The organism is Bacillus cereus group sp. BfR-BA-01408, from assembly GCF_022663305.1.
Lineage (GTDB): Bacteria > Bacillota > Bacilli > Bacillales > Bacillaceae_G > Bacillus_A > Bacillus_A pacificus.
Genome location: NZ_JAKUFF010000028.1, coordinates 26,288 through 50,766, shown reverse-complemented (window position 1 = coordinate 50,766; position 24,479 = coordinate 26,288). Strand labels below are relative to the sequence as shown.

The window sequence follows — 24,479 nt, the reverse complement described above, 5'->3', positions numbered from 1 at the left end:
TTAGTAATGAAAGAGCTTCGTTTACTTGCTCGTGCAGTATTCGTAGTAGATAGCAACGACAAAGTAGTTTACGTAGAATACGTAAGCGAAGGTACAAGCCATCCAAACTATGAAGCAGCATTAGAAGCAGCAAAAGCTGCAAAATAATGTGAAGGAAGATGACCTCTTTGAAAGAGGTCGTCTTCTCTCATATATTGCTATATGGAATCGATATACGAGAGAAGACGTTACATCATACATCACTAAAAAGGGAGCTCTAAAAAAGAGGTCGCTTTTTCTTTTGGGAAAAAATCAGATTATGGTATGATATAAGTTATGTGTAAAAGAGAGAAGGAGGAATGTACGTGAGTCAGACAGTAGAAACTTTATTTTCTATTTTTGATTCTTCTGCGGTAGTTTTACGTAAAGAATTAGATGTAACATATTTAGAGGCGCTTGTAGAAACAGGGGATAACTTGTTTGAAGGAGCGATTTTACAAGAGGAATTATCAGAATCAGCAATTGAAAGGCTGAATCGTGAATATAGTACGTTTAATGAAGAAACATATAAAGGTGAAGAAATTCGTAAAGCATTTCAGTTAGCCATCTTAAAAGGAATGAAAGAAGGCGTACAAGCGAATCACGAAATGACGCCTGATGCAGTTGGTATGTTCATGAGCTACTTATTCCATAAATTTATGAAGGGTCAAAATGAAATTACTGTGTTAGACCCTGCAATTGGAACGGGTAACTTGATGACGACAGTTTTCAATAGTGCTCAAGAAAACATTACGATGAGTGGATTTGGTGTAGAAGTGGACGAAGTGCTAATTAAACTTGCTTTAGTAAATGCGAATTTACAAAAGCATGCAATCGAATTCTTCCATCAAGATGGACTAGCACCGCTTTATATCGATCCAGTTGATGCAGTCGTTTCAGACTTACCGGTTGGTTACTATCCAAATGAAATCGGTGCAAGTGAATATAAGTTAAAAGCAGATGAAGGAATGTCATATGCCCACCACCTATTTATTGAACAAAGTGTGAAGCATACGAAAGAAGGCGGATACTTATTCTTCCTAGTACCGAACTTCATTTTTGAAAGTGATCAAGCACCGAAATTGCATGCATTTATTAAAGAAACATGCTTTATTCAGGGGTTATTACAGCTACCTGTTTCCATGTTTAAAAACGAGAAAAATGCAAAAAGTATATTTGTTCTCCAAAAGAAAGGCCCTAGTGTAACGATGCCAAAACAGGCGTTATTAGTGGAGTTACCTAAATTCTCCAACATGAAGGCGATGGAGGACATTATGGACCAATTAAATACTTGGTTTGCAACGCATAAATAAGGCCAGGTATATGTAACAGGGTTAGTAATTCATGTAGTACAGTTTTATATGATATGTCATATTTTTAAATATATACAAGATTTAACTGAATTTTTTTGAAATCTGTAATATATTTTTTTTCTTGGTGTTACAATTTTTTCACTTGAAATATATGTCGTACGATGTTTAAATTAAAATCGTGAGTATAAAATTTGCTAATGATGAAACGTTTTCATATTTAGTAAATTTGATCAGATAAAATCGAGCGGTTTGTGGAAACATCCACACAACTACCAAGAGAAAAAGGGGCGAAAGACTAGATGTCAAAAATCATCGCGATTAACGCAGGAAGCTCTTCCTTAAAATTCCAATTATTTGAAATGCCAAGTGAAACAGTATTAACAAAAGGTTTAGTAGAACGTATCGGTTTAGAAGATAGTATCTTCACTATTACTGTAGATGGCGAAAAACAAAAAGAAATTACAAACATTCCAGATCACGCAGTAGCAGTTAATATGCTTCTTAAAAAATTAACTGAAAACGGAATCGTTAAATCTCTAGACGAGATTGGCGGTATCGGTCACCGTGTTGTTCACGGCGGCGAAAAATTTGCTGACTCTGTTCTAATTACTGATGAAGTATTAGCTGATATCGAAGAATTAAGCGATTTAGCACCACTTCACAACCCAGCAAACGTTGTTGGTATTAAAGCATTCCAAGAAGTATTACCAAACGTACCAGCAGTAGCAGTATTCGATACAGCGTTCCACCAAACAATGCCGGAATCTGCATTCCTATACAGCTTACCATATGAGTACTATGAAAAATTCGGTATCCGTAAATACGGTTTCCACGGAACTTCTCATAAATATGTAACTGAGCGTGCAGCTGAGCTATTAGGTCGTCCACTTGAAAGCTTAAGCTTACTTTCTTGTCATTTAGGTAACGGTGCAAGTATCGCAGCAGTAGAAGGCGGTAAATCTATCGATACTTCTATGGGCTTCACTCCACTTGCTGGTGTAACAATGGGTACACGTTCTGGTAACATTGACCCTGCGTTAATTCCATACATCATGGAAAAAACAGGCCAAACAGTAGAAGAAGTAGTTAACGTATTGAACAAGAAGAGTGGTATGTTAGGTCTTACTGGTTACTCTAGTGACCTACGTGACATCATTGCGAAAGAAGAAGAAGGCGATCACCGTGCGAAAGTAGCACTTGATGTATTCGTAAGCCGTATCCACAAATACATCGGTTCTTACACTGCTCGTATGAAAGGTGTAGACGCAATCATCTTCACAGCTGGTGTAGGTGAAAACAGTGCGATTATTCGTGAACGCGTATTAGAAGGCCTTGAATACATGGGCGTATACTTCGATGCAAAACGCAATAACGTATTCGGTGAGGAAGCATTCATCAACTTCCCACATTCTCCAGTAAAAATTATTGTAATTCCAACTGACGAAGAAGTTATGATCGCTCGTGACGTACTACGTCTTGGAAACATTGGTTAATATATGAAAAGAAAGACGAGATCCTATAGGATTTCGTCTTTTTTCTTTTGAATATAGTTTAAAATTCCATCTGGATATAGTGCTTTTTTCTCCTGAATGAATGCTGTAATGGGAATCCATTTCGCATATGACACTGTTTGCTCATCTTGTATCTTCACTTTTTCCATTCCATATAGTGATGTGTCTAATAAGCGTAAAGAATATAGTTGAATGATTTCATGAGCAATTTCTCCATCAAGATGAAAGATATTTTCTAAGCAACCTAAATAATCGGTGATTTCCACTTCTGTATGAAGCTCTTCTTGAAATTCACGAATAACGGTATGTGCTGATTTTTCACCAAGTTCAATTGAACCGCCAAGAGGCCGGTAATATGTTTCATCGCCTGTATGATATTCTTGTACAAGAAGGCGACTGTCATGTATAGCAAGACCGAAAGCTTTTGCACGTGGATACATATACAATCACTCCTTATTTATCCCGCTTTAACGGGCAGTAAGACCCCCACCTCAAAATTCAGCGGAAGCAAAGAAGTTAGGTGGGGGATCAACTGTCCGTAAAAGTCCGATTGGTTCAACTAATAATCAGTGGGGGATGAACAAAACCCCCACTGATTAAAGTTTCACTTTATTTTGTATAAGGATGATTATAATGTATTGCGTAATAAAAGTGTCGTGTATTTAAGAATGTGGTCGAATTACGATGCCATTAAATAAGTCATTCCAAAATGCTTCATTGTACTGAAATACATCCATAACAGGACATTTTATAACGCAAATATTTTGCAATCCCCAATCTTCTTCCGTAACAGTTGGTACATCTTCAGGAATGAGTAGTAGGACAGAGAATGTATGTGTAACGATTTGAGATAAAATGTGTTCCAAGGAACGTGCTTCTTCGTATGTTCCTCCAGTTCGAATAAACAATATGGATTGTGCCGTTTCAATTGTATTTAGAAAACGAGTAATACGATGCTCATAATTTAGCTTGATTTCTGTATAAGAAGGCCAAGAAGTTGGTGTGTTTACATCTGTTTTAAAGTCGTGGCAGGAGTCGATTTCATATAGATTGTCCCGTAGTCTTAATTTCGCACCATCATCCCAAAATGAGATGAAGGATAAGTTTTCTAACTGTAAAAAACGGTCAAATCGATTTTGTAATAATATATTCACTTTTTCTAATGATGGGCTTAGCATAAAATCAATAACGCCAAAAAATGGTGATAATTTGAATTGATATAACGCCCAAGCAGGCCAGCAGTTTTGTCCTAAACTGAATACTGCATGATATTCTTTTTTTATATCGGATAGATTCATGTGATTTATCTCATCCTTTTTGTTAATATTTTATGTCACTAAAAATGGTATGTGAATAAAGATAGACAAGCATATTTGCAAAGAATAAGCAGAAATATGTTACAATAGAAAAAAATCGAACGAGGTGGTTGTTACGATGCGATCGAAGCGAGAACAAGCCATTTTAGACAATATAAAAGAATGGGAATCGCAATTAGTTGAGCAAGAAGCGACTGATTTTCAAAAACTGTTTGATAAATGGGTACATACTACAATTGCGAAACTACCTGAGAAAAAACGAAAAGATTTCTTTACGAAAGCAGATGGATGGCTCTTTCATTTGCATGCATTGATTCAAAGTTCACAATCACAGTTAGATGCGCGTAATCGTATTTTAGGAACATCGAGATTATTTGATGAATCGATTGAGCAACTAGAGGATTTAAAAGCATTATCTATTGACCAATTAACATACATAGCAGAGCAGCAAACAGCACGCCATCGCCTATATTCATTCGTACAAGGCGGAGCAACGGGTGCTGGAGGTTTATTATTATTAACAGCTGATTTTCCGGTTATGATTGCGTTAAATGTGAAGGCTGTCCAACTTATTGCAACGTCATTTGGGCATGATGTGAACAAGCCGTATGAAATGATGCTTGCGTTAAAAGTATTTCATGCGTCATTACTACCAGGAAGACTTCAGCAATACGCATGGTACAATTTACTGCAAGAGCTAGAACAAGAAGATTCCTTCTTCTACGAAGGAGATGAAGCGGTGTTACAACCAGCTTCTACTGAAATTATTTTAAAACAAATTTTGAAAACATTTTCGATTTATGCTCTTCGTCGTAAATTATTCCAAGGTATTCCGGTAATTGGAATGGCAATCGGGTCTACAGTGAATTATCGTTTAACAAGAAACGTTACTGAATTTGCAAATAGATTTTATCAAATGCGCCACATAGTCGAGAAGGAAAAAAGAGCATAAAAAAAGCGAGAGGCCGAAGCCTTTCGCTTTTTTTAATTTGTTGCATGCTTTTTGGACATTGGAATAGATACTGGCTGCTTTTCTTCTGCTTTTTCTGTTTTTGGATAATAAATTAAATCCAATGTTTTTGCCTGTACGGCAATTGAAAGAATAGTAAAAGCAATTTCTGTCCAATTTAAATAATATAATGAAAGCGCAAGAACAATCGCGTCAAAGACGAAGAAAATTTGCCCAATTGTAAAACGCGTTTTTTTACTTAATACAATTGTTAAAATGTCGTCTCCACCGGTTGCACCGCCAAATCGCAATATAAAACCGAGTCCAATACCAGCTAACGCACCGCCAACTACTGCAGCTATAAATAAATTGTTTGATAAATCGACCGTAAATGGAGAATAATTTTCCATAAGAGAATAAAATACTCCGAATGAAATTGAACCTAAGAATGAATAGCCAACCATTTTTCTACCTAACAATGAAGCGCATAGTAAAATAATTGGGATATCCATCATTACAGTTGAAATAGATGGTGAAATATCATAAAAATTTTGGATGAATAGTGCGATACCTACAAAGCCACCTTCTGTTAAGTGGTTTTGGAAGTGAATGTGATATAGCGCTGCTGCTAAAATAAATGAACCGATTAAAACCATAAAAACTTCTTTAATAATTTGTCGACTTTGGATGTTCCTCATCGTTATTCCTTCTTTCCGTAGTTAGTAGTCCTTTTTTGTGTTGTAAACTAACTACGAGCTCACATGTAGCTTCAGTTAGTTTACGAAAAAACTAACTACGCTATATGTCGCTGAAGAAATAACGAATAATCCTCTCGTCCATCAATTCTCCCTACTTTCGTTTTAGTTTAAGTCTTAAAACGACTAAACAAAACGTGGAGTAGGATTCTTCATTTAGCAATCCTGCTCTTCTTTGTTTTGTTTAGCTAGTAACAATTAAGCCCTAAACAAAACGCTATGTGTAAGAAGAGTCTTTTTTTTGCCAAATTATCCTTCGGGCAATCATAATTTCCCCACTCTCGTATTTTTTTCGCTAGACTAAAGTATCTGAGCTGGAAAATACGCTACGTGTATGATTCGTCAATACGATGCCACATGCTCCTTCGAGCGATCATGATATCAAAATCCCTTCCTTCAAGATTTATATTATTATATCATACTTTCAAAAAATGTATGCGGATGGAAACCGACAATAAACGGAGGAAATCTACAAAAATTGTTATGTTTAAATATTTTTGTAGAAAAGCCTAAGTTATTTTGGAGAATTGGACAGTTTTTTTTAGTTTGTCCAATAAGTAAGAAAAGAAGAGTTTCTATTCAGTTGTATTTTTATCATCAATTTTATCTTTAAAAAACGCATCCCAGCTAATCACACTTAAAAAAGTTAAAGCGATAATAACGAAAGCGCGCATAAGTGTAAGGCCTCCTTTTGTACATAGTATATGAATCATTTACTTTATAATGTGTCATTTTTTTACAAGTTTTAACTATTATGAGAGTATATTAATATAGATAGATGAAGAGGGGAGTGAAAATATGCTAAAAGACATGTTTAAAAGAAAAGAGTTAACATGTGTTTCATGTCAGAAAAAGATTCAATATGAAGAAGAGCTTGTTGCTTTTGTAAAGTTGCCGAAAGAAAGAAGTATATTAGTTGGTCCATTTGATGTGTGTTTGGCAAAAACAGCACAAGAAATATATTGTAAATCGTGTTACGACAAAAAAGCATGACCCAAAGTAATTGAGGGGCATGCTTTTTTTATTGGTGTGCTTTCCCCTCAGATACATTTTGAGTGAGTCGATACCAAAGCCAAAGGTCATTAATGATGGAAGCGAGATCGGCAATTTCTGAATTCAGTTTGCAAGAAATTTCGAAGTCTTCTTCGTTATTTAAATGATGCTGTTTTGCATTAATATAATGTTCGAGTTCTTTTATACGATCAGGAATCTTTCCGCGAACTTGTTCCCATTTTAATAAAATCGCATGTTGCACTTTTTCGGGGATATCTTCCCAGTCTTCTTGTAAATGCGGAATTTCAATTCCGAGATGATTATCGTATAAGAAATACTTTTCCATAAGTTCACCCCCGTTTTCCTGCTTATATTGTACAAAAAAACAGAAAGAAGTTCGACGAAATTGTTTGAAAAAATTTGAAAATGACTCTTGATACATTTTGTAAAAGGTGTTAAAGTGTGAATTATTATAAAATAAAATGAATATTTATTCTTTAGGGGGATGCAAAATGGAGAAGAAAAAAGTTGTATTAGCATATTCCGGAGGTCTTGATACTTCCGTTGCAATTAAATGGTTACAAGAGAAGAATTATGATATTATCGCGCTTTGTTTAGACTTAGGGGAAGGTAAAGACTTAGCATTTGTGAAAGAAAAGGCACTTTCAGTAGGTGCAATTAAATCATATATGATTGATGTTCAAGAAGAATTTGCAAACGAATATGCATTGATGGCGATGCAAGCGCACACGTTATACGAAGGGAAATATCCTCTCGTTTCGGCGCTATCACGCCCACTTATCGCGAAGAAATTAGTGGAAATTGCAGAACAAGAAGGTGCGACTGCAGTGGCACACGGATGTACAGGGAAAGGGAATGATCAAGTTCGTTTTGAAGTTTCTATTCAAGCGTTAAATCCTTACTTAGAAGTGATTGCGCCTGTACGTGAATGGAAATGGTCACGTGAAGAAGAAATTGCCTATGCAAAAGAAAACGATGTACCAATTCCGATTAATTTAGACAGCCCTTTTTCAATCGATCAAAATTTATGGGGACGCAGTAATGAATGTGGCATTTTAGAAGATCCATGGGCAGCGCCGCCAGAAGATGCATATGAGATGACATTAGCATTAGAAGATACACCGAATAAACCAGAGTTTGTAGAAATCGGTTTTGAAGCAGGCGTACCGACAACTTTAAATGGTACTGCATACCCACTTTCAGAACTTATTAAAACGTTAAATGCACTTGCTGGAAAACATGGCGTTGGACGTATCGATCACGTAGAAAATCGCCTTGTTGGTATTAAATCGCGTGAAGTATACGAATGCCCAGCAGCGATGACATTAATTACGGCGCACAAGGAACTGGAAGATTTAACACTCGTAAAAGAAGTAGCTCACTTTAAACCGATGATTGAGCAGAAAATAACAGAACTTATTTATAACGGTTTATGGTTCTCGCCTTTAAAACAAGCGCTGAATGCTTTCTTACAAGAAACGCAAAAGAATGTAACAGGCATGGTGCGTGTGAAATTATTTAAAGGACATGCGATTGTAGAAGGACGTAAATCTGAGTACTCTTTATACGATGAAAAATTAGCAACGTATACTGCTCAGGATGAATTTAATCATGATGCAGCAGTTGGATTCATTTCATTATTCGGTTTACCGACGAAAGTATACAGCCAAGTGAATCAAAAGAAGGTGGAAGCGTGAGCAAACTTTGGGGCGGACGTTTTACAGAAGAAGCGGAAGCATGGGTTGAAGAGTTCGGAGCATCCATCTCCTTCGATCAACAATTAGTAAATCAAGATATAAACGGAAGTATTGCACACGTAACGATGCTAGCAAAGCAAGGCATCGTTACGAAAGAAGAAGCAGAGAAAATAAAGATAGGTCTTCAATATTTATTAGAAGAAGCGAAACAAAATAAATTGCATTTTTCCGTTGAAGCGGAAGACATTCATTTAAATATCGAAAAGATGTTAATTGAAAAAATCGGTGAAGTAGGCGGGAAACTTCATACTGGCCGAAGTCGTAACGATCAAGTAGCGACAGATATGCATTTATATTTAAAAGAAAAAGTAGAACATATTATAAAAGCTACAAAACAATTGCAAACTGTTCTTGTTCATCAAGCAGAAAATAATATTGAAACAATTATGCCTGGTTATACGCACTTGCAGCGTGCCCAGCCAATTTCATTTGCGCATCATATTCTCGCTTATTTTTGGATGTTAGAGCGTGATGTGAATCGTTATGAAGATTCATTAAAGCGTATTAACATTTCCCCATTAGGAGCAGGAGCGTTAGCAGGAACGACATTCCCAATTGACCGAGAATATAGTGCGGAGCTTCTTGGATTTAATGGAATGTATGAAAATAGTTTAGATGCAGTAAGCGATCGTGATTTCATACTGGAGTTCCTAAGTAACTCCTCTATGCTTATGATGCACTTATCACGCTTTTGCGAAGAACTTATTTTATGGAGTAGCCAAGAGTTTCAATTTATTGAAATGAGCGATCAATACGCAACGGGAAGCAGCATTATGCCGCAAAAGAAAAATCCAGATATGGCGGAACTAATCCGTGGTAAAACAGGCAGAGTATACGGTAATTTATTTAGTTTACTTACAGTAATGAAAGGATTACCGCTCGCTTACAATAAAGACTTGCAAGAAGATAAAGAAGGAATGTTTGATACAGTAAAAACAGTAGAAGGATGCCTTCATATTATGGCAGGCATGTTAGAGACGATGACTGTAAACAAAGAAAAAATGGGGCAAGCTGTAACGCAAGATTTCTCTAACGCAACAGAAATTGCCGACTACTTAGCAAACAAAGGACTACCGTTCCGTCAAGCTCATGAAATTGTTGGAAAGCTAGTGCTGCACTGCACACAAAAAGGAATTTATTTAGTAGATGTACCACTTGCAACGTATAAAGAAATGAGCTCGTTATTTGAAGAAGATTTGTATGAAGTGCTGTCACCATATGCGGCTGTAAAGCGTCGTAACAGTGCTGGTGGGACTGGATTTGAGCAAATTGAAAAAGCTTTGGAGAAGGCGAAGGGATTAACGAAAGAAGTTATTAAGAATTGAGTTAAAAAGTACGCCAGTCTGTTAAAGTCTGGCGTACTTTCTTTTTTACTAGTATTTAAGTTATGATATAGTAAAAAATAACAATTTAGGGGAAGTCTATGAAAAAAATAATATTTATCGTTTTACTGTTAATTAGCTTAAGTGCAAATGTTAAAGTGTTTCTCTTAGACAAATATATCTTTGTTGGTGAACAAGTAAAGCGAGAGGAAGCGATTATTGCAACGATGTGGCACTTGCAAGAAAAAGGATATAAAGAAAGTGATATTTCGTACATAAAACCGGCCTTTTATAGTAAAATCGGTTCTTACGGTATGAATGTACAGTTTAAAGATGAACCAAACGAAGCATATACATATAGAGTTTCGAAAGATGCGAAAACCAATAAAGTAACCGTACACCAAGATAGCAATGAGCCAGGTGGTATGGGGGGGAAGCATCAAGAGCTTAAATAAAGAAAGAAAAACGACTGATGGCATTCGCCTGCAGTCGTTTTTCTTTTAATCATACTTATGCCGATCTTCCGTAATTCGAATATACTCAATATCCATCAAATCTCTAAGCAATGCACCGTTACTTAGTTCCACACCATGTTTCTCTTTAAAATGAGTACGAATCGTATCTAACATTTCGATTTCTTTTCCATTCACATCTAAAATAATACGTTCAGAATCATCCATATAGCATCCTCCTTTTTTAAACATATATATTTTGTCCGTCTATTTCTAAAAAATGTATGTTAACGTAATGTTAGGAAATAAGAAAGGGATGGAAAATGAGACGTATTTATTTTATAGGTTTAATTTTGTACACATTAATTGTATTACACAGTGCATTCCCAAATATCTTTTCATTTGAGGATGTAGAGACAGTACACGTTGGGATATTTATCTGTATTCTATTTGTAGTAGATTGCTGTATTTCGATATGGCTTTCGAAAAGAAAACATGTACATGATAAAAAAGAGATAGAACGAAAAAAGAGAAAACGTTCATTTTGGATGACGACGTATTGTTTTTCTTTAGCGATTGTTGCTGCTTTTTTTAGTGAGAATATCCCATTAGAAAGATTAAATATTGAATTTGGAGCGTTCGTATTTGCATACTATTTTTTCATGCACTTTCTTCCTTATATGAAAGAAAAGCGAGGAGAAGAGGAAGATCCGCTTGTAGAAGAAGCGAGAGAACAAGAGCATAAGAGAATAGAAGAAGATATAAAGAAACTAGGGGAACAAAAATGGTATTTGAAATCTAAAATCATATATGTTCTTTGCTTTATTACGCCGCCAATTGGTTATTTGTATGTATTCTGCCTTCGTAAAAAAATGACAGAAGATGCAAGGCAATCTTATTTAACAGTAGCTACGATTATGATGGCATTGTGGTCTTTGAAGTTTCTTCCGCCTTATGTGTTGGCAGTAGCTATTGTTTTGCTAGTTTGTCTTGTATTTATAGTGAAGTATGTGAAATAAGTTGTAGTTATATAGACTACAGCTATATAATTATAATTGTAATAATATTATATAATGATTTATTTAAAAAAAGGGGATGCGGTATGGGTTTAATAAAATCAGTAACTGGAGCAGTGTCTAAAGCTGCAGCTGAAGTAGTGGGCGGTGCGATAGAAGTAGTAGGCGAAGTTACGAACAGTAATTTCATAAAGGATGTTGGAAAAGGGGTTAATAAAGCTACGGTTAAAACTGGAGAAATCGTTGGGAATCTTGCTGATGGGACGTATGATGCTATAGGCGGTCTCATTACAGATGATAAACAGCAAGCGAAGCGAGGATACAAAGAAATACTGGGAACGGTTCAAGATACGGCAACGACAATTGGGAAAGGTATTGTACATGTTTCAGAAAAGGGAGTTGAAACGGTGCAAGCGATACGGGAGGGAGATACTGATAAAGCGATAGAAGCAGGAAAAGAATTAGCGAAGGTTGCAGCTGTAGGCGTCTTCTCAGTTGGAGTTATTGATATAATTGATGGTGTGGATGGAATCGCCGACGGAGTAGAAGGCGATAGTGTAGCACAAGCATCAGCTCCAGAAGCAACTGATGTAGAATATGCGACGGAGGAAAACCCGAATACTCATCATGTAACACCACATGAAAGAGTTTTACCTGACGGGAGAACAATATGGGTAGATGGTGATGGCGATACGAGTGTAAATACACAAGGAGGCTGGGAACAGCATAATCCAGATTACAGAATTCTTAAAGTGTAAATGAAAATAGGGTAGATAAGAGGAAGCCTCTTATCTACCCTATTTATTTTTATAAATTAAAGCTCACCTTGCTCCTCATCACCACGAACAACAAGGACATCGCATTTCGCATAGCGAATAATATGTTCAGAGACGCTACCAATTAGGAAACGCTCAACAGCATTTAAACCAGTTGCACCACACATAATTAAATCTACTTTATGATTTGGAGCGATTTCTTTTGAAATTTTTGATTTAGGATTACCAAATTCTAATACAGTTTCAATTTTTTCAAGGCCAGCTTCAAGCGCAGTTTTTTTGTAGTCTTCTAATAAGTCTTCTGCAAATAGATTTGCACGTTCAGCAATTGCACGGCTATAAGCTTCTACTGCTGAGTATGCTTTTACATCAACGATATGAGCAATAGTTAATGTTGCATTGTTGCGTTTTGCGACTTGAATTGCTTTTTTAAAGGCTTTTTCTGCTTCTTTAGAACCATCCACCGCGATTAAAATATTTGTATATGTATTATTCATAGTAAATTCCTCCCAATCATTTTTATTACCGTTTACAACTTTATTATAAAGCAAATTTTGGTAATGTGCTTGTCGGAAACGTTACAGAATTTCGAAAACTCTGTTTTGATTCATTTTAGTTGTAATTGGTGCGAGAACTTGTTACATATGAACTATAGCAATTTAAAAGGGGGCCGTTTTGTGAGACACGCGCTCATTACAGCCGGTACGAAAGGTTTAGGAAAGCAAGTAACAGAAAAATTATTGGCTAAAGGCTATTCAGTAACAGTAACATATCATAGCGATATCACGGCTATGGAAAAGATGAAAGAAACATATAAAAATATGGAAGAGCGTCTACAATTCGTGCAAGCGGATGTCACGAAAAAGGAAGATTTACATAAAATAGTAGAAGAAGCGATAAGCCGTTTTGGCAAAATTGATTTCTTAATTAATAATGCTGGTCCATATGTATTTGAACGAAAAAAGTTAGTCGATTATGAAGAAGATGAATGGAATGAAATGATTCAGGGTAATTTAACAGCGGTATTTCATTTGTTGAAACTTGTCGTTCCAGTTATGAGAAAACAGAACTTTGGCCGTATTATTAATTACGGATTCCAAGGGGCAGATAGCGCACCGGGATGGATTTATCGTTCAGCTTTTGCCGCAGCGAAAGTAGGACTTGTTTCATTAACGAAAACAGTTGCTTACGAAGAAGCAGAATATGGAATTACTGCAAATATGGTATGTCCTGGTGATATTATTGGTGAAATGAAAGAAGCGACAATTCAAGAAGCACGTCAGTTGAAAGAACGTAACACACCAATTGGTAGATCTGGAACAGGCGAAGATATCGCAAGAACGATTTCGTTTTTATGTGAAGACGATTCCGATATGATTACTGGCACAATTATTGAAGTAACGGGTGCAGTAGATGTTATTCATAGACATCGATAGAGAAAAATAAAGTGAAGTTTCGAATAATTGGACAGTTTATCCTGTATGCAAAGAGGTGCGGATAATACTGTCCTTTCATGTAAGATTAAATCTATCGGAAAACTTGTATTATTTTTTGTCAAATATTGAGATATTATGTTAAAATATAAGAGCGTAGAAAGCGCTTTAAAAAATGATTCAGGGGTCATTTCATAACTCAAGGGGGAACTAATCATGCGTATCGGTATTCCAACAGAAATTAAAAACAATGAAAATCGCGTGGCAATGACGCCAGCGGGAGCAGTACATTTAGTACAAAATGGTCATGAAGTTTTTGTTCAAAAAGGAGCAGGTTTAGGATCTGGCTTTACGGATGAAGAATACGTACAAGCTGGTGCAAAACTTGTTGAAACTGCTGAAGAAGCATGGAATCAAGATATGGTTATGAAGGTAAAAGAGCCAGTTGCAAGTGAATACGGCTATTTCCGCGAAGGTTTAATTTTATTCACATACTTACACTTAGCTCCAGAACCAGAATTAACGAAAGCATTAATTGATAATAAAGTTGTATCAATTGCATACGAAACAGTACAACTAGACAATCGTTCATTACCATTACTTGCACCTATGAGTGAAGTAGCAGGTCGTATGTCTGCACAAATCGGTGCACAATTCCTTGAGAAAAATAAGGGCGGTAAAGGTATTTTACTTGCAGGCGTTCCAGGGGTAAAACGCGGCAAAGTAACAATTATCGGCGGTGGTCAAGCTGGTACAAACGCAGCGAAGATTGCAGTAGGTTTAGGTGCAGATGTAACAATCATCGACTTAAGTGCAGAACGTCTTCGTCAATTAGATGACATTTTCGGTAACCAAGTAAAAACGTTAATGTCTAATCCATACAACATCGCAGAAGCTGTAAAAGAATCTGACCTTGTTATTGGTGCAGTATTAATCCCAGGTGCAAAAGCGCCAAAACTTGTAACAGAAGAAATGATTCAATCAATGGAGCCAGGTTCTGTCGTTGTAGATATCGCGATTGACCAAGGTGGTATTTTTGAAACAACTGACCGTATTACAACTCATGACAACCCGACTTACGAAAAACATGGCGTTGTTCATTATGCAGTTGCTAATATGCCAGGTGCGGTTCCACGTACATCAACTCTTGCATTAACAAACGTAACAGTACCATATGCAGTACAAATTGCGAACAAAGGCTACAAAGAAGCTTGCCTAGGCAACACTGCATTATTAAAAGGTATTAACACATTAGATGGATATGTAACATTCGAAGCAGTTGCAGAAGCTCACGGCTTACAATACGCTGATGCGAAAGAGCTACTTGAAAAAGCTCCTGCTTTATCATAATAGAAATACATGTAAGCCCCTCCTTACGCAAGGAGGGGCTTTTTGTTTAGATTAATTGTCTAGTTTCTTTACAATTTTCAATCCGAACATCATTGTAAAGAAAAGAATGCCGAACAAGTAATATAAGGCATACTCAACTCGTATCATCGAGTTTTTGTCAGTGATATATAAAATAAATAGTATCGCAGATCCGACTAAATGAGAGAGACCGAAAATTTGTGCCATAAGTTTTAAACTCATCTTTTCGATTCTTTCATCCATCTCAGGTAATGGATATTTCTCTGCATCGGTCTTTTTTGTCTTAAAGAATATTCGTTTCACTACGAATAGTATCAAAGAGAAGAGTATGTATACGCCAGCGAATAAAAGGACAGAACTAATCTTTTCTTCGTCATTACTATTGAAATAAAGAAGAGCTGAACCTAACAGCAAAATGGTAAGATGCGAAATGAACTTTTGATTAAAAGTATTTTTCATTCTTTTTCCTCCCCAGTTTTATCTAATTGAAATAAATCTTCTACTTTACAGTTGAAAAACTCACATAATTTCAATGCTAATTCTAAACTTGGGTTGTATTTGTTTTTTTCGATAGCGATGAGGGATTGTCTAGTGATTTGAACAGAGGAAGCTAATTGTTCTTGGGTGATGTCTCTAACGACGCGGAATTGTTTTACCTTATTTTTAATCAAATATACAAAGTCTCCTTTTTGTAAATTTGTTACATTTATTATATCCATTTTTAGGTAATAAGTAAATAAAACTTTACAAAAAGTAAATAAAACTTTACGTGAAATATAGCTTGTTATAATGTTATTTTTTGTGATAATTTGGAATTAAATGAAAAATGAAAGTCAAAAGAGGGGATTGGGTGGGAAGCAAAAAGAGGAGGAAAAAGCAAGCAAAGAGACAAAAGTATATAAAGAAAAAACAGGAACAGAACATACCTCTTTCTAAAAAAATAGTCATTATGATAGAGAAAACATTTCGGTATATTTGTATGTTCTTGTACGTAATTTTTTGTGTGTTTTTATGCGGAATGGTTAAAAGTTTGGGGATCACCCCTAATTTTATTGAAGGTATTTTTGGCGTTACACTTGTTATGGTAGAAGGAATCTTATTCTTTATATTATTTAATAAAGTATGGCCTAGTCATGAAAGTAAGAAAGATAAGCAAAGAAAAATGAGCAAAAAATCTTCATACGCCTCAAATTCATCAAGTGGATTCGGTGACTACAGTAGCAGTGATTGTAGTAGCTCAAGTGATGGCGGAGGAGATTGCGGAGGTGGTGGAGATTAAATTAGTTTTTTCAGAAGAACGATTAATGAAAGGGTGGGACGAAATATGGAGACTGTGAATTTATTAGAATTAACAAAAGACATTCAAGATCAACATAAAAACTTCGTCGTTTCAAATGTGAATAGTCATTGCTTACGAATCGCTGTATTTACTGGTGAATATGATTGGCACTATCATTCTAATTCGGATGAATTATTTATTGTGTTAGAGGGAGAATTACTTATTGATTTTGAAGATGGAGAAACAGCGGTATTAAAGCCGAATGATTCTATTTTAATTCCGGCATGTACGATTCATAGAACGAGAGCATTAAAGAGAACGGTAAATCTTTGTTTTGAAAATATAGAGGCGGATACGATTAAAGTGGAGCAATTATGAAAAAATTATCTGTAGCCGAGTATAGAAAAATCCTTCCGATTTTAGAAAGTCATACAAAAACGACGACGTTTGCTTATGCGGTATGTGATCAAATGATAGATGGTGAGGTTTTTGTAAACGAGAAGTTAACAGCAGGACTAATTCGTACAGCGAATGGCATTTATTATGTATTTGGTCATACGGATGATCAAAATTATAACGAAGATTTATTTTCGTATATAAAAACGTCTATTGAAAAAACAGAGAAGAGATTTACATTGTTTACTTCGAGTGACGAGTGGGAAATGATGATAGAAGAGCGTTTTAGTCATGTACTTCGAAACATTCCGCGAATGAAATTTCAAAGTGTAACCTTTGAAGGGAGAAAACGAGATTGTAACAAAAATACATATGAAGTGAAGCGTATTGATAGAAGAGATATAGAACGAAGCAGTGAATTTACAGAGGAGTATTACAAAGAATATTGGGGATCAAAAGAAACATTTTTAAACGGTGGTTTTGGATTTTGTATAGAACAAGAGGGAATGATTGTAGCGGAATGTGTTTCAATATTTAGTGGGAATGGATTCGCTGAAATTGATATTGTGACGCATAAAGCATATCAAGGGAAAGGATTAGCCCAAGCTGTTGCAACACGGTTCATTGAACATTGCATGCAAAATGATATTACACCGTGCTGGGATTGTTATGTAGACAATATTTCTTCGCGAAAATTAGCTAGCAAATTAAGTTTTCATAATCCAATAGAATATAGATTATTTGTACGGAAGAAAACGGGGGAATAAAAATGAATGTGGAATTAACGAGATTTAAAGTAAAGCCTGGTAAAAGTCATCGTGTAGATGAATGGATGCAGCTTCTTAATGACAATATGAAAGAAGTACTTTTGACATTAAACGACGAAAAGATGTACGTTGAGACAATTTTCCGGGAAATAAGAGATGGAGAAGAGTACTTATATTGGTATTCTGTGCAAGGAGAAGGCGGGGCTCTTGTCGAAAATTCTCATCATGAAATTGATAAAAAGCATTTGGAATTTTGGTATGAATGTATTGATGAAGAAGCACCCGCTGTTGATATGAAAACAGAAGTCGTTATGATTCAAGAAGTTGTGAAGGAAGCGATGAAATAATAGATTGGTATTTTGTAACCGTAACATGGTCATCTTTTTGGTTGGAATATATATTATTGGAGATGCTGTATGATGAGAATTAATAATAAATATATCACTCTCGATGAAATAGAAATAGTAAGAGAACCTTTAAATAAATTGCATGAATATCATAACAGTAAATCAAAATATTTTTCTGGTGATTATCCAAGAATGACATTTGAGGAACGTATTGAAAATTATAAACAAAATTCAAAGTACAGAGAATATAGAATTGAATTATTAGTTGAGTCGGAAACAGATGATATATTAGGATTTTGTATAGCGTATAGTAAAAGAGCAAGTGGGAAGATTGAAGTTTTATTCGTTGATGAAAAATACCGAAGAAACGGATTTGGTTTGAAATTAATGAATAGTGCAGTGAAATGGTTTAAAGCGAAGAAGATAGATGAAATTGAATTAACAGTAGTGTACGGGAATGAAGCTGTATTGTTTTATGAAAAGCTGGGGTTTTATCCTCGTTCAATTATTATGGCGACTAAGTCATAACTATAGTGTGGGGAGAGATGAGTGGGAGTTTTTGTTTCAAAAAATGATTCATATGTTACTAAAGTATATGCGTAGAGCACATCAAAATAGATGTGCTTTTTATTATAATAAACATTTAGAAAGCTGTATTTGGATATCTTTAAGTGAAAATAAAAGTGGGATATTGAGAATCTTTTAGGACAAACTATAAAGAAATAAAAAACAGAAAACCAAAAGACCTGCCAATATAAGGTGTAGTTGTAACAGGAAAAACAGAGGATTTACAAAGTTTACAAGGAGCACCATATATTAAGGCTGCTGTTAGAGGTGTAACAGTTGAGAAATATTAATTACAGTCTATTAATGTGAATAATCAGAAAATTTATGGTATACTATGTGAAAAGGAGGTTTATATGAGGCAAATACATGGAGCAATTTATATTTACATAACAATGTTTTTCGTGGCAATATCTTATGGATTAGGGCACGTGTATTCGCATCCTATACTAACTTTTTTAAGCGGAGCATGTATGGCGTTTGCGCTTCTTGTCCACCTTTTCTCAGTTTGGATCGTGAAATTTCAATTAAATATTAGTGAAATAGAAGAAGGCACTTTTTAAGTGGCCTTCTTTTTTTAATAATATTTTGGAAGTTCTTGTAGCAATTTTTCAACTTCACATTCAGTTTCTTCACATATAGAAAGCTTGCGCAGTCTGAAAAATAAGCTGCGTAAGAAAGATTTTATATTTCCGTATAGAAACTCGTATGATTCAATATGTAATGTTTGTTTTTTGACGGGTAATTGAGCTACTAATTCATGAAGGGCTAATAGGAGTACTTCTTCTTTTAAGCCATTTTGCAGCATTGCGACAATTGGATAAACAATACGTTCATCTTCTTCATATTTGTAATAGATGGAATGGACACAAACTTTGTTTAATAAAGTTTGTAATATTTCCTCGTAATATAAAGTTTCCAATTTAGGACTACGAACAAGCGCTTCCAATGTATCGGAAGCATGAGCGATACTATGTGCCCAGCCGTGGTCTTGCACATATCCCCGGAAATCATGTTCATTGTTCATATATAGAATTAATTGATCTTTTACATTTAAAATATCATTCTGTGATAAGAAATTATGATTTGTATCGGCATCAATAATGAGCGCGATTAATAATGTTGTAAATGAACGGGTAAATACAGCATCTTCGTCATTTGAATAAATCTTATACAATAAAAATTTTTCACCGATGCTTTCTAATAATAGTTTTTGTAATTGTGTGTGTGAAAGGTAGTCCTTCTTGATGAGATGATAAAAAGTAGAGTAAATAAGTTTGTCTCTTAAATAGCTATCAGTAACACCGATATGCTCAAGCATGCTGGAACTTAAAGAATCAATATGAAGTGTGTTATCTATGATGTAATTATTATTACGAAGTTCTTCTAACTGTTGTTGTAACATATAAACCTCCTATTTTAGAAAATTCTGTATTTTAATAGTATAATAAGAGGAAGGAATAGACAATAAATAAGTGCTTTTGAATGGAGGGGCATGATGAAGAGAGCATTATTCTTTTTCATTAGTATTTTCTTTTTAGGGAGTTGTTCGATTTGGTATGTTACTTTTTCAAGCGAGAGCAAAAGTTGGACGGGGCAATATAAAGGATATATTAAGGATGACAGTGAAGATGGAATGTTTACGTTTCAGTATAAGGGCGGGGATGGGAATACAGAATTCAAAAATTTGGAGATTTCTATTAGTGAAACGTTTCGTACAATGACACAAACGTCAGAAGTTCATAAAGGAGCAAGGATTGAAATGAAGTCTTCTTGTGTAAGTTGCGCGCCTCTATCTAAAGATGAACCGATAGAGATTGTGATTAAATGGGATGATAAGTATGAGGAGAAGATGGTTTTAAAGCGGAAATAGAAAAAGGCAGCACTCAAGCTGCCTTTTTGTTATTTTACAAATTGTAATTCTTTCGGGAATTTCGTTAAAATTTCTGATCCGTCTTTTGTGATGTAAATATCATCTTCAATACGAACGCCACCTACGTTTGGTACGTAAATACCTGGCTCGATTGTGAAGACCATACCTTCTTTTAATGGAGATTCGTTACCAGCTTTTACATCTGGGTATTCGTGCACGCTAATTCCAAGTCCGTGACCAAGGCGGTGCGGGAAGAAGTCGCCGTAACCTGCATCTGCGATAACAGAACGAGCAGCGTTGTCGATTGCGCCAAGTGTAACACCTGGTTTACATGCTTCAACTGCTTGTAGTTGTCCAGCAAGTACAGTGTTATAAATGCGAGTTTGTTCTTCAGAAATGTCACCGAATGCTACTGTACGTGTAATGTCAGAGCAATAACCATCAATGATTACGCCTAAATCAAATAGTACGAAATCGCCGCGTTTCATTTTGTTTGCACCTGGAATACCGTGTGGAAGGGCAGAGTTTGCACCTGCTAATACCATCGTATCAAATGACATTTTATGTATGCCTTCTGTTTTTAATTCGTGTTCAATAATTGCTAATACTTCTAGTTCGCTACGATCTTCTTTAATTGCATTTACACCAACTTCAACAGCATAGTCTGCCATTTTAGCTGCTTCGCGTAAAATAGAAAGTTCTTTTTCGTCTTTAATTAAACGAAGTTCACGAACTTTTTCCTCAGCTGACGTGAAAGCTGCATTTGGGAATAGTTTTGTTAATTCTTCGTAGCGCTCTACGTTTAAATGTTCTTTTTCAATTGCAACTGCATTTGCATTGATACCGCGGTCTTTAATTGCTTTTGCAATCATATCCCATGGTCTGTCAGTATCAGTAAAACCGATAATTTCATGTGCCCAGCCAGCGTTACGTGCTTGGCCTTCTTCCATTTTAGGGCAAATTAAAATAGGTTCTTTCTCTTGGAATACAAACATACCAAGAAGTCTTTCGTGTGGTTCACAGTGGAAGTTTGTCATGTAGAAGACGTTCGGTGTAGAAGTTAAGAACGCAGCTTCAACGTTTTTTTCTTTTAGCCATTGCATTAAATTTTCTAATCTAGCATTCATCGATTGGCACCCCCGAGATATTTAATTACAAATATAACTTTAACTCGGAAGAAAGCGTTATGACAAGTAAATCGATGTTAGAAAAGACAGGGAATTGAAAAATCATGTAGAATAAAAAGTGAGAATGTAATAAGGGGAGGAATGTAATAATGAAAGTATCTTATCATGGGCATTCAGTTGTAAAGATTGAAACGAATGGAAAAGTAATTTTAATTGATCCGTTTTTAACAGGAAATCCGAAAACAGATTTAAAGGCTGAAGATGTAAAAGTAGATGCGATTCTTTTATCGCATGGACATGGTGATCATGTTGGAGATACAGTAGAGCTTGCGAAGAAAAATAATGCAGTTGTAGTGGCACCATTTGAACTAGCGACATTTTTAAGTTGGCAAGGTGTAAAAACACATCCGATGCATATTGGTGGTTCACATGAATTTGACTTCGGAAAAGTGAAGTTTACACAAGCATTCCACGGCTCTAGTTATATTGATGAAGAAAATAAGACGATTACATATACAGGTATGCCAGCGGGTATTTTATTTACAGCAGAAGAGAAGACTTTGTACCATGCAGGGGATACCGCTCTATTCTCTGATATGAAATTAATTGGGGAATTAAATAACATTGATGTAGCATTTTTACCAATTGGTGATAATTTCACAATGGGACCAGAAGATGCTGTTTTAGCAGCAAAATGGGTTCAGGCGAAAACTGTTGTACCTATGCATTACAATACGTTCCCAGTAATTGAACAAGATCCATATCAATTTGTAGAAAAGCTACAAAATTGTACAGGGAAAGTATTAGAAGCTGGAGAAAGTATTACACTATAGAAAAGAAACCCTTCATTTGAAAAGACAAGTGAAGGGTTTTTTACGTGTGTAGAACAGCTTGTAAAGGTTGTACTTGTTTTGATGATTCTTTTCTTTTTGGAAGTGGCTGTTCAGGTGTTTCATTCAATTCCATTGCAACTTTTTTCCCGTCTACGAAAGCTAAAAATACAGCACCTACAACTTCTAATAATTTTTTCATCATGTATCCGCTCCTTTGTTTTATTTCTTGTCTTCATTGTATATGGAAGCGGCTGGACAAACTATCGAACGAGATGACAATACCATTACATTGTTGTAATGGAAGCGGTGGTGTAATGTAAGGCGTATTTTGTTATAAAAAAAATAGTACAGATATATAAAGAGAGAGTGTAACAGTTTTGAAAATATAGTATACTGAAAATACAACACATGAAGAATTTAGGGAAAAGAAAGTATGGTGAAACCATTTGGCTACCAAGCATAACCAAATTTTAGAACATATTAATAGCCTGCCAGTAGGGCATAAAATTTCTGTAAGGCAAATTGCAAAAGATTTGAGTGTAAGTGAAGGTACAGCTTATCGTGCAATTAAAGATGCAGAAAATAAAGGGTATGTTAGTACGATTGAACGTGTCGGAACAATTCGAATTGAACAAAAGAAGAAAGAAAATATTGAAAAGCTGACATATGCAGAAGTCGTTAACATTGTCGATGGTCAAGTACTTGGAGGCAGAGAAGGACTACATAAAACGTTAAATAAATTCGTAATCGGAGCAATGAAATTAGAAGCGATGATGCGCTATACAGAAGCTGGAAACTTACTTATTGTCGGTAATCGTACGAACGCACATCAACTAGCGTTAGAAACTGGAGCTGCGGTGTTAATTACGGGCGGATTTGATACGGAAGATCATGTGAAGAAATTAGCAGATGAATTAAAACTGCCGATTATTTCAAGTAGTTACGATACATTTACAGTTGCAACATTAATTAACCGTGCGATTTACGATCAGCTTATTAAGAAAGAAATTGTACTCGTTGAAGATATTTTAACGCCAATTGAAGAAACGTTATATTTAAAGCCAGATGATACAGTGCAGCAATGGCATGCGTATAACGAAGAGACGATGCACGGAAGATATCCGATTGTTGATGAAAATAAAAAGGTATTAGGTATTGTAACTTCAAAAGATATGATCGGTGTAGCGAAAGAAACACCAATTGATAAAGTGATGACAAAGCATCCGATTACGGTAAATGGAAAAATGTCTGTCGCAGCTGCGGCGCGTATGATGGTATGGGAAGGTATTGAGTTACTTCCTGTTGTTGATGAAGGAAATAAGTTGCAAGGTATTATTAGCCGTCAAGATGTACTTCAGGCGTTGCAAATGATTCAGCGTCAACCGCAAGTCGGCGAAACAATCGATGATATTGTAACGAATCAATTTATGACGCCGAAAGAAGCGAAAAATGAACACTTATACCAATTTTCAGTGACACCGCAAATGACGAATTCAATCGGAACGCTATCTTACGGTGTATTCGCAACGATTGTGACGGAAGCAACGAATCGCGTTATTCGTGCGCAAAAGAAGAGTGATTTAATTGTTGAGAACTTAACAATTTATTTCGTAAAACCAGTTCAAATTGACAATGTTGTATCCGTTCATCCGAAAGTATTAGAAATTGGACGTAAATTTGGTAAGGTTGATGTAGAAGTACATCATGAAGGTAATGTTGTTGGAAAAGCGTTACTTATGGTGCAGTTAATTGATAAATAAAAAGATGGAGCAAGCCGCTTTGGTTTGTTCCATTTTTTTTTAGAACGCTACAATAGGGAGTTTTTAAATTTAGTTAGCAACTGAATCTACCAAGTTCTGTTTCATATTTATAAGTATGGGCATGCAATCACTTGAAGGTGCTTGAACAATAATTGTGGGGGTGTCGAATGGGAGTAATAATTCTCTTTTTAGGGGCAGTATTTGCAATAACTTTTCATGTGTTAACACATAGAAGAATGGATACAAAGAAAAAGAAATTGTATGTAGTAAGTTTGATTTTCGCTATTGTTTGTTCCTTTATCTCTACAGCTGGAGAAAATAAGGGCGATTTTCTATACTTTGGTGTACCAGCTGAAACATTTGTTTATTATGGCGGATGGGAAATTTCGTTTCATCCCTTAGGCTTTTTCTTTAACTTTATTTTGTTTTATTTTGTTTTGAATTTATTATTTAAGCTACGTAAGGGCTCGGGTAGAGAAGTAAAAAAATAGCAGGATATGTATCGGTACGGATAGAAAATTGGTGATTACTCG

The 24,479-nt window shown here is 35.6% G+C and carries 32 protein-coding genes and 2 pseudogenes; 23 read left to right on the top strand and 11 right to left on the bottom strand.

Annotated features, from left to right (window positions below):
- The 3 genes and pseudogenes from MR083_RS13955 to ackA all read left to right on the top strand — a co-directional run.
- Positions 1 to 147: pseudogene (locus tag MR083_RS13955) on the top strand (thiol peroxidase); the annotation flags it as partial.
- A gap of 197 nt (positions 148 to 344) precedes the next feature.
- A complete protein-coding gene (locus tag MR083_RS13950; protein ID WP_000084356.1) occupies positions 345 to 1,331 on the top strand; it encodes a class I SAM-dependent methyltransferase in 987 nt (328 codons plus the stop codon).
- A 299-nt stretch (positions 1,332 to 1,630) separates the two neighbouring features.
- The gene (gene ackA, locus MR083_RS13945) at positions 1,631 to 2,824 is read left to right on the top strand and encodes an acetate kinase (protein ID WP_000034576.1); all 1,194 of its coding nucleotides are present in this window, start codon (positions 1,631 to 1,633) and stop codon (positions 2,822 to 2,824) included.
- Between the two features lie 23 nt (positions 2,825 to 2,847).
- Here the strand turns inward: ackA and MR083_RS13940 are convergent, their stop codons facing one another.
- Both MR083_RS13940 and MR083_RS13935 read right to left on the bottom strand, forming a co-directional pair.
- On the bottom strand, positions 2,848 to 3,282 hold the full coding sequence (locus MR083_RS13940) for an NUDIX hydrolase (RefSeq protein WP_000283477.1): 435 nt from the start codon (positions 3,280 to 3,282) through the stop codon (positions 2,848 to 2,850).
- Positions 3,283 to 3,504: 222 nt separating this feature from the next.
- Positions 3,505 to 4,140 (bottom strand): DUF1796 family putative cysteine peptidase, encoded by a 636-nt coding sequence (locus MR083_RS13935; RefSeq protein WP_242269481.1) that lies wholly within the window; start codon positions 4,138 to 4,140, stop codon positions 3,505 to 3,507.
- Between the two features lie 136 nt (positions 4,141 to 4,276).
- Between MR083_RS13935 and MR083_RS13930 the strand changes: the two genes are divergently transcribed.
- On the top strand, positions 4,277 to 5,110 hold the full coding sequence (locus MR083_RS13930) for an EcsC family protein (protein WP_242269480.1): 834 nt from the start codon (positions 4,277 to 4,279) through the stop codon (positions 5,108 to 5,110).
- A 32-nt stretch (positions 5,111 to 5,142) separates the two neighbouring features.
- On the opposite strand, the gene MR083_RS13925 is transcribed toward MR083_RS13930, so the two are convergent.
- Complete coding sequence (locus MR083_RS13925; protein ID WP_001244531.1) at positions 5,143 to 5,805, bottom strand: YitT family protein; 663 nt, start codon at positions 5,803 to 5,805, stop codon at positions 5,143 to 5,145.
- 855 nt (positions 5,806 to 6,660) lie between these two features.
- Between MR083_RS13925 and MR083_RS13920 the strand changes: the two genes are divergently transcribed.
- Positions 6,661 to 6,855: a hypothetical protein gene (locus tag MR083_RS13920; protein ID WP_000910292.1), complete on the top strand. Its 195-nt coding sequence runs from the start codon at positions 6,661 to 6,663 to the stop codon at positions 6,853 to 6,855.
- Between the two features lie 28 nt (positions 6,856 to 6,883).
- Here MR083_RS13920 and MR083_RS13915 read toward each other — a convergent pair whose 3' ends face one another.
- Positions 6,884 to 7,201, bottom strand: coding sequence for a hypothetical protein (locus MR083_RS13915; protein ID WP_061183834.1), 318 nt, complete (start codon positions 7,199 to 7,201; stop codon positions 6,884 to 6,886).
- A 166-nt stretch (positions 7,202 to 7,367) separates the two neighbouring features.
- On the opposite strand from MR083_RS13915, the gene MR083_RS13910 reads away from it, so the two are divergent.
- The 3 genes from MR083_RS13910 to MR083_RS13900 all read left to right on the top strand — a co-directional run bounded on the left by MR083_RS13910 (position 7,368) and on the right by MR083_RS13900 (position 10,410).
- Entirely contained in the window at positions 7,368 to 8,573 is a 1,206-nt protein-coding gene (locus tag MR083_RS13910; RefSeq protein ID WP_000412314.1) for an argininosuccinate synthase, read from the top strand.
- Positions 8,570 to 9,958 carry an argininosuccinate lyase gene (argH, locus tag MR083_RS13905; protein WP_000041259.1) on the top strand — a complete coding sequence of 463 codons (1,389 nt, stop codon included), beginning with the start codon at positions 8,570 to 8,572 and terminating at the stop codon, positions 9,956 to 9,958. Before MR083_RS13910 ends, argH begins: the two co-directional genes overlap by 4 nt.
- A gap of 98 nt (positions 9,959 to 10,056) precedes the next feature.
- Entirely contained in the window at positions 10,057 to 10,410 is a 354-nt protein-coding gene (locus MR083_RS13900; RefSeq protein ID WP_242269479.1) for a DUF3139 domain-containing protein, read from the top strand.
- A gap of 45 nt (positions 10,411 to 10,455) precedes the next feature.
- Here the strand turns inward: MR083_RS13900 and MR083_RS13895 are convergent, their stop codons facing one another.
- Positions 10,456 to 10,635 carry a hypothetical protein gene (locus MR083_RS13895; protein ID WP_000342760.1) on the bottom strand — a complete coding sequence of 60 codons (180 nt, stop codon included), beginning with the start codon at positions 10,633 to 10,635 and terminating at the stop codon, positions 10,456 to 10,458.
- Between the two features lie 95 nt (positions 10,636 to 10,730).
- Here MR083_RS13895 and MR083_RS13890 point away from each other — a divergent pair, with 95 nt between their 5' ends.
- Together MR083_RS13890 and MR083_RS13885 are read left to right on the top strand one after the other, a co-directional pair.
- Positions 10,731 to 11,426 carry a hypothetical protein gene (locus MR083_RS13890; RefSeq protein ID WP_242269478.1) on the top strand — a complete coding sequence of 232 codons (696 nt, stop codon included), beginning with the start codon at positions 10,731 to 10,733 and terminating at the stop codon, positions 11,424 to 11,426.
- 83 nt (positions 11,427 to 11,509) lie between these two features.
- Positions 11,510 to 12,181, top strand: coding sequence for a hypothetical protein (locus tag MR083_RS13885; RefSeq protein ID WP_062821904.1), 672 nt, complete (start codon positions 11,510 to 11,512; stop codon positions 12,179 to 12,181).
- A 56-nt stretch (positions 12,182 to 12,237) separates the two neighbouring features.
- Here MR083_RS13885 and MR083_RS13880 read toward each other — a convergent pair whose 3' ends face one another.
- Positions 12,238 to 12,696: a universal stress protein gene (locus MR083_RS13880; RefSeq protein ID WP_001066673.1), complete on the bottom strand. Its 459-nt coding sequence runs from the start codon at positions 12,694 to 12,696 to the stop codon at positions 12,238 to 12,240.
- Between the two features lie 147 nt (positions 12,697 to 12,843).
- On the opposite strand from MR083_RS13880, the gene MR083_RS13875 reads away from it, so the two are divergent.
- Both MR083_RS13875 and ald read left to right on the top strand, forming a co-directional pair.
- On the top strand, positions 12,844 to 13,635 hold the full coding sequence (locus MR083_RS13875; protein WP_061183835.1) for an SDR family oxidoreductase: 792 nt from the start codon (positions 12,844 to 12,846) through the stop codon (positions 13,633 to 13,635).
- 213 nt (positions 13,636 to 13,848) lie between these two features.
- Positions 13,849 to 14,982 (top strand): alanine dehydrogenase, encoded by a 1,134-nt coding sequence (ald, locus tag MR083_RS13870; RefSeq protein WP_016718657.1) that lies wholly within the window; start codon positions 13,849 to 13,851, stop codon positions 14,980 to 14,982.
- Between the two features lie 51 nt (positions 14,983 to 15,033).
- On the opposite strand, the gene MR083_RS13865 is transcribed toward ald, so the two are convergent.
- Together MR083_RS13865 and MR083_RS13860 are read right to left on the bottom strand one after the other, a co-directional pair.
- Positions 15,034 to 15,459 carry a hypothetical protein gene (locus tag MR083_RS13865; RefSeq protein ID WP_074567714.1) on the bottom strand — a complete coding sequence of 142 codons (426 nt, stop codon included), beginning with the start codon at positions 15,457 to 15,459 and terminating at the stop codon, positions 15,034 to 15,036.
- The gene (locus MR083_RS13860) at positions 15,456 to 15,719 is read right to left on the bottom strand and encodes a helix-turn-helix transcriptional regulator (protein ID WP_002003636.1); all 264 of its coding nucleotides are present in this window, start codon (positions 15,717 to 15,719) and stop codon (positions 15,456 to 15,458) included. Before MR083_RS13860 ends, MR083_RS13865 begins: the two co-directional genes overlap by 4 nt.
- 131 nt (positions 15,720 to 15,850) lie before the next feature.
- Here MR083_RS13860 and MR083_RS13855 point away from each other — a divergent pair, with 131 nt between their 5' ends.
- From MR083_RS13855 to MR083_RS13825, 7 genes and pseudogenes are all read left to right on the top strand, one after another.
- Positions 15,851 to 16,279: a hypothetical protein gene (locus MR083_RS13855; protein ID WP_242269477.1), complete on the top strand. Its 429-nt coding sequence runs from the start codon at positions 15,851 to 15,853 to the stop codon at positions 16,277 to 16,279.
- 45 nt (positions 16,280 to 16,324) lie between these two features.
- The gene (locus tag MR083_RS13850; RefSeq protein WP_000450952.1) at positions 16,325 to 16,657 is read left to right on the top strand and encodes a cupin domain-containing protein; all 333 of its coding nucleotides are present in this window, start codon (positions 16,325 to 16,327) and stop codon (positions 16,655 to 16,657) included.
- Complete coding sequence (locus MR083_RS13845) at positions 16,654 to 17,442, top strand: GNAT family N-acetyltransferase (RefSeq protein WP_000736737.1); 789 nt, start codon at positions 16,654 to 16,656, stop codon at positions 17,440 to 17,442. The genes MR083_RS13850 and MR083_RS13845 overlap by 4 nt, the downstream gene beginning before the upstream one ends.
- Positions 17,443 to 17,444: 2 nt before the next feature.
- On the top strand, positions 17,445 to 17,789 hold the full coding sequence (locus MR083_RS13840) for a DUF6176 family protein (RefSeq protein WP_242269476.1): 345 nt from the start codon (positions 17,445 to 17,447) through the stop codon (positions 17,787 to 17,789).
- A 72-nt stretch (positions 17,790 to 17,861) separates the two neighbouring features.
- Entirely contained in the window at positions 17,862 to 18,317 is a 456-nt protein-coding gene (locus MR083_RS13835; protein WP_242269482.1) for a GNAT family N-acetyltransferase, read from the top strand.
- 136 nt (positions 18,318 to 18,453) lie between these two features.
- A pseudogene (locus MR083_RS13830) lies at positions 18,454 to 18,646 on the top strand (anti sigma factor C-terminal domain-containing protein); the annotation flags it as partial.
- A 63-nt stretch (positions 18,647 to 18,709) separates the two neighbouring features.
- A complete protein-coding gene (locus MR083_RS13825; protein ID WP_001248905.1) occupies positions 18,710 to 18,916 on the top strand; it encodes a hypothetical protein in 207 nt (68 codons plus the stop codon).
- Between the two features lie 14 nt (positions 18,917 to 18,930).
- Here the strand turns inward: MR083_RS13825 and MR083_RS13820 are convergent, their stop codons facing one another.
- Entirely contained in the window at positions 18,931 to 19,758 is an 828-nt protein-coding gene (locus MR083_RS13820; RefSeq protein ID WP_242269475.1) for a DUF2785 domain-containing protein, read from the bottom strand.
- A 93-nt stretch (positions 19,759 to 19,851) separates the two neighbouring features.
- On the opposite strand from MR083_RS13820, the gene MR083_RS13815 reads away from it, so the two are divergent.
- Positions 19,852 to 20,226 (top strand): hypothetical protein, encoded by a 375-nt coding sequence (locus MR083_RS13815; protein ID WP_000816732.1) that lies wholly within the window; start codon positions 19,852 to 19,854, stop codon positions 20,224 to 20,226.
- A gap of 29 nt (positions 20,227 to 20,255) precedes the next feature.
- Here MR083_RS13815 and pepQ read toward each other — a convergent pair whose 3' ends face one another.
- Complete coding sequence (pepQ, locus tag MR083_RS13810; protein WP_000994041.1) at positions 20,256 to 21,353, bottom strand: Xaa-Pro dipeptidase; 1,098 nt, start codon at positions 21,351 to 21,353, stop codon at positions 20,256 to 20,258.
- A gap of 149 nt (positions 21,354 to 21,502) precedes the next feature.
- On the opposite strand from pepQ, the gene MR083_RS13805 reads away from it, so the two are divergent.
- Positions 21,503 to 22,186 (top strand): metal-dependent hydrolase, encoded by a 684-nt coding sequence (locus MR083_RS13805; RefSeq protein WP_000868938.1) that lies wholly within the window; start codon positions 21,503 to 21,505, stop codon positions 22,184 to 22,186.
- A 40-nt stretch (positions 22,187 to 22,226) separates the two neighbouring features.
- Here MR083_RS13805 and MR083_RS13800 read toward each other — a convergent pair whose 3' ends face one another.
- Positions 22,227 to 22,388, bottom strand: coding sequence for a hypothetical protein (locus tag MR083_RS13800; protein ID WP_000976302.1), 162 nt, complete (start codon positions 22,386 to 22,388; stop codon positions 22,227 to 22,229).
- A 244-nt stretch (positions 22,389 to 22,632) separates the two neighbouring features.
- Between MR083_RS13800 and MR083_RS13795 the strand changes: the two genes are divergently transcribed.
- Positions 22,633 to 23,946 carry a CBS domain-containing protein gene (locus tag MR083_RS13795; protein ID WP_000201583.1) on the top strand — a complete coding sequence of 438 codons (1,314 nt, stop codon included), beginning with the start codon at positions 22,633 to 22,635 and terminating at the stop codon, positions 23,944 to 23,946.
- Between the two features lie 167 nt (positions 23,947 to 24,113).
- Positions 24,114 to 24,437 (top strand): hypothetical protein, encoded by a 324-nt coding sequence (locus MR083_RS13790; protein WP_242269474.1) that lies wholly within the window; start codon positions 24,114 to 24,116, stop codon positions 24,435 to 24,437.
- Positions 24,438 to 24,479 lie beyond the last annotated feature (42 nt).

Coding starts and splice junctions, on each gene's coding strand:
- ald (WP_016718657.1), top strand. CDS start 13,849: ATGCGTATCGGTATTCCAACAGAAATTAAAAACAATGAAAATCGCGTG.
- MR083_RS13930 (WP_242269480.1), top strand. CDS start 4,277: ATGCGATCGAAGCGAGAACAAGCCATTTTAGACAATATAAAAGAATGG.
- MR083_RS13885 (WP_062821904.1), top strand. CDS start 11,510: ATGGGTTTAATAAAATCAGTAACTGGAGCAGTGTCTAAAGCTGCAGCT.
- MR083_RS13940 (WP_000283477.1), bottom strand. CDS start 3,282: ATGTATCCACGTGCAAAAGCTTTCGGTCTTGCTATACATGACAGTCGC.
- MR083_RS13895 (WP_000342760.1), bottom strand. CDS start 10,635: ATGGATGATTCTGAACGTATTATTTTAGATGTGAATGGAAAAGAAATC.
- MR083_RS13910 (WP_000412314.1), top strand. CDS start 7,368: ATGGAGAAGAAAAAAGTTGTATTAGCATATTCCGGAGGTCTTGATACT.
- MR083_RS13920 (WP_000910292.1), top strand. CDS start 6,661: ATGCTAAAAGACATGTTTAAAAGAAAAGAGTTAACATGTGTTTCATGT.
- MR083_RS13805 (WP_000868938.1), top strand. CDS start 21,503: ATGAAAGTATCTTATCATGGGCATTCAGTTGTAAAGATTGAAACGAAT.
- MR083_RS13865 (WP_074567714.1), bottom strand. CDS start 15,459: ATGAAAAATACTTTTAATCAAAAGTTCATTTCGCATCTTACCATTTTG.
- MR083_RS13825 (WP_001248905.1), top strand. CDS start 18,710: ATGAGGCAAATACATGGAGCAATTTATATTTACATAACAATGTTTTTC.
- pepQ (WP_000994041.1), bottom strand. CDS start 21,353: ATGAATGCTAGATTAGAAAATTTAATGCAATGGCTAAAAGAAAAAAAC.
- MR083_RS13790 (WP_242269474.1), top strand. CDS start 24,114: ATGGGAGTAATAATTCTCTTTTTAGGGGCAGTATTTGCAATAACTTTT.
- MR083_RS13880 (WP_001066673.1), bottom strand. CDS start 12,696: ATGAATAATACATATACAAATATTTTAATCGCGGTGGATGGTTCTAAA.
- MR083_RS13875 (WP_061183835.1), top strand. CDS start 12,844: ATGAACTATAGCAATTTAAAAGGGGGCCGTTTTGTGAGACACGCGCTC.
- MR083_RS13800 (WP_000976302.1), bottom strand. CDS start 22,388: ATGATGAAAAAATTATTAGAAGTTGTAGGTGCTGTATTTTTAGCTTTC.
- MR083_RS13820 (WP_242269475.1), bottom strand. CDS start 19,758: ATGTTACAACAACAGTTAGAAGAACTTCGTAATAATAATTACATCATA.
- MR083_RS13860 (WP_002003636.1), bottom strand. CDS start 15,719: ATGGATATAATAAATGTAACAAATTTACAAAAAGGAGACTTTGTATAT.
- MR083_RS13850 (WP_000450952.1), top strand. CDS start 16,325: ATGGAGACTGTGAATTTATTAGAATTAACAAAAGACATTCAAGATCAA.
- MR083_RS13925 (WP_001244531.1), bottom strand. CDS start 5,805: ATGAGGAACATCCAAAGTCGACAAATTATTAAAGAAGTTTTTATGGTT.
- MR083_RS13915 (WP_061183834.1), bottom strand. CDS start 7,201: ATGGAAAAGTATTTCTTATACGATAATCATCTCGGAATTGAAATTCCG.
- MR083_RS13815 (WP_000816732.1), top strand. CDS start 19,852: ATGAAGAGAGCATTATTCTTTTTCATTAGTATTTTCTTTTTAGGGAGT.
- MR083_RS13835 (WP_242269482.1), top strand. CDS start 17,862: ATGAGAATTAATAATAAATATATCACTCTCGATGAAATAGAAATAGTA.
- MR083_RS13840 (WP_242269476.1), top strand. CDS start 17,445: ATGAATGTGGAATTAACGAGATTTAAAGTAAAGCCTGGTAAAAGTCAT.
- MR083_RS13900 (WP_242269479.1), top strand. CDS start 10,057: ATGAAAAAAATAATATTTATCGTTTTACTGTTAATTAGCTTAAGTGCA.
- MR083_RS13935 (WP_242269481.1), bottom strand. CDS start 4,140: ATGAATCTATCCGATATAAAAAAAGAATATCATGCAGTATTCAGTTTA.
- MR083_RS13845 (WP_000736737.1), top strand. CDS start 16,654: ATGAAAAAATTATCTGTAGCCGAGTATAGAAAAATCCTTCCGATTTTA.
- ackA (WP_000034576.1), top strand. CDS start 1,631: ATGTCAAAAATCATCGCGATTAACGCAGGAAGCTCTTCCTTAAAATTC.
- MR083_RS13890 (WP_242269478.1), top strand. CDS start 10,731: ATGAGACGTATTTATTTTATAGGTTTAATTTTGTACACATTAATTGTA.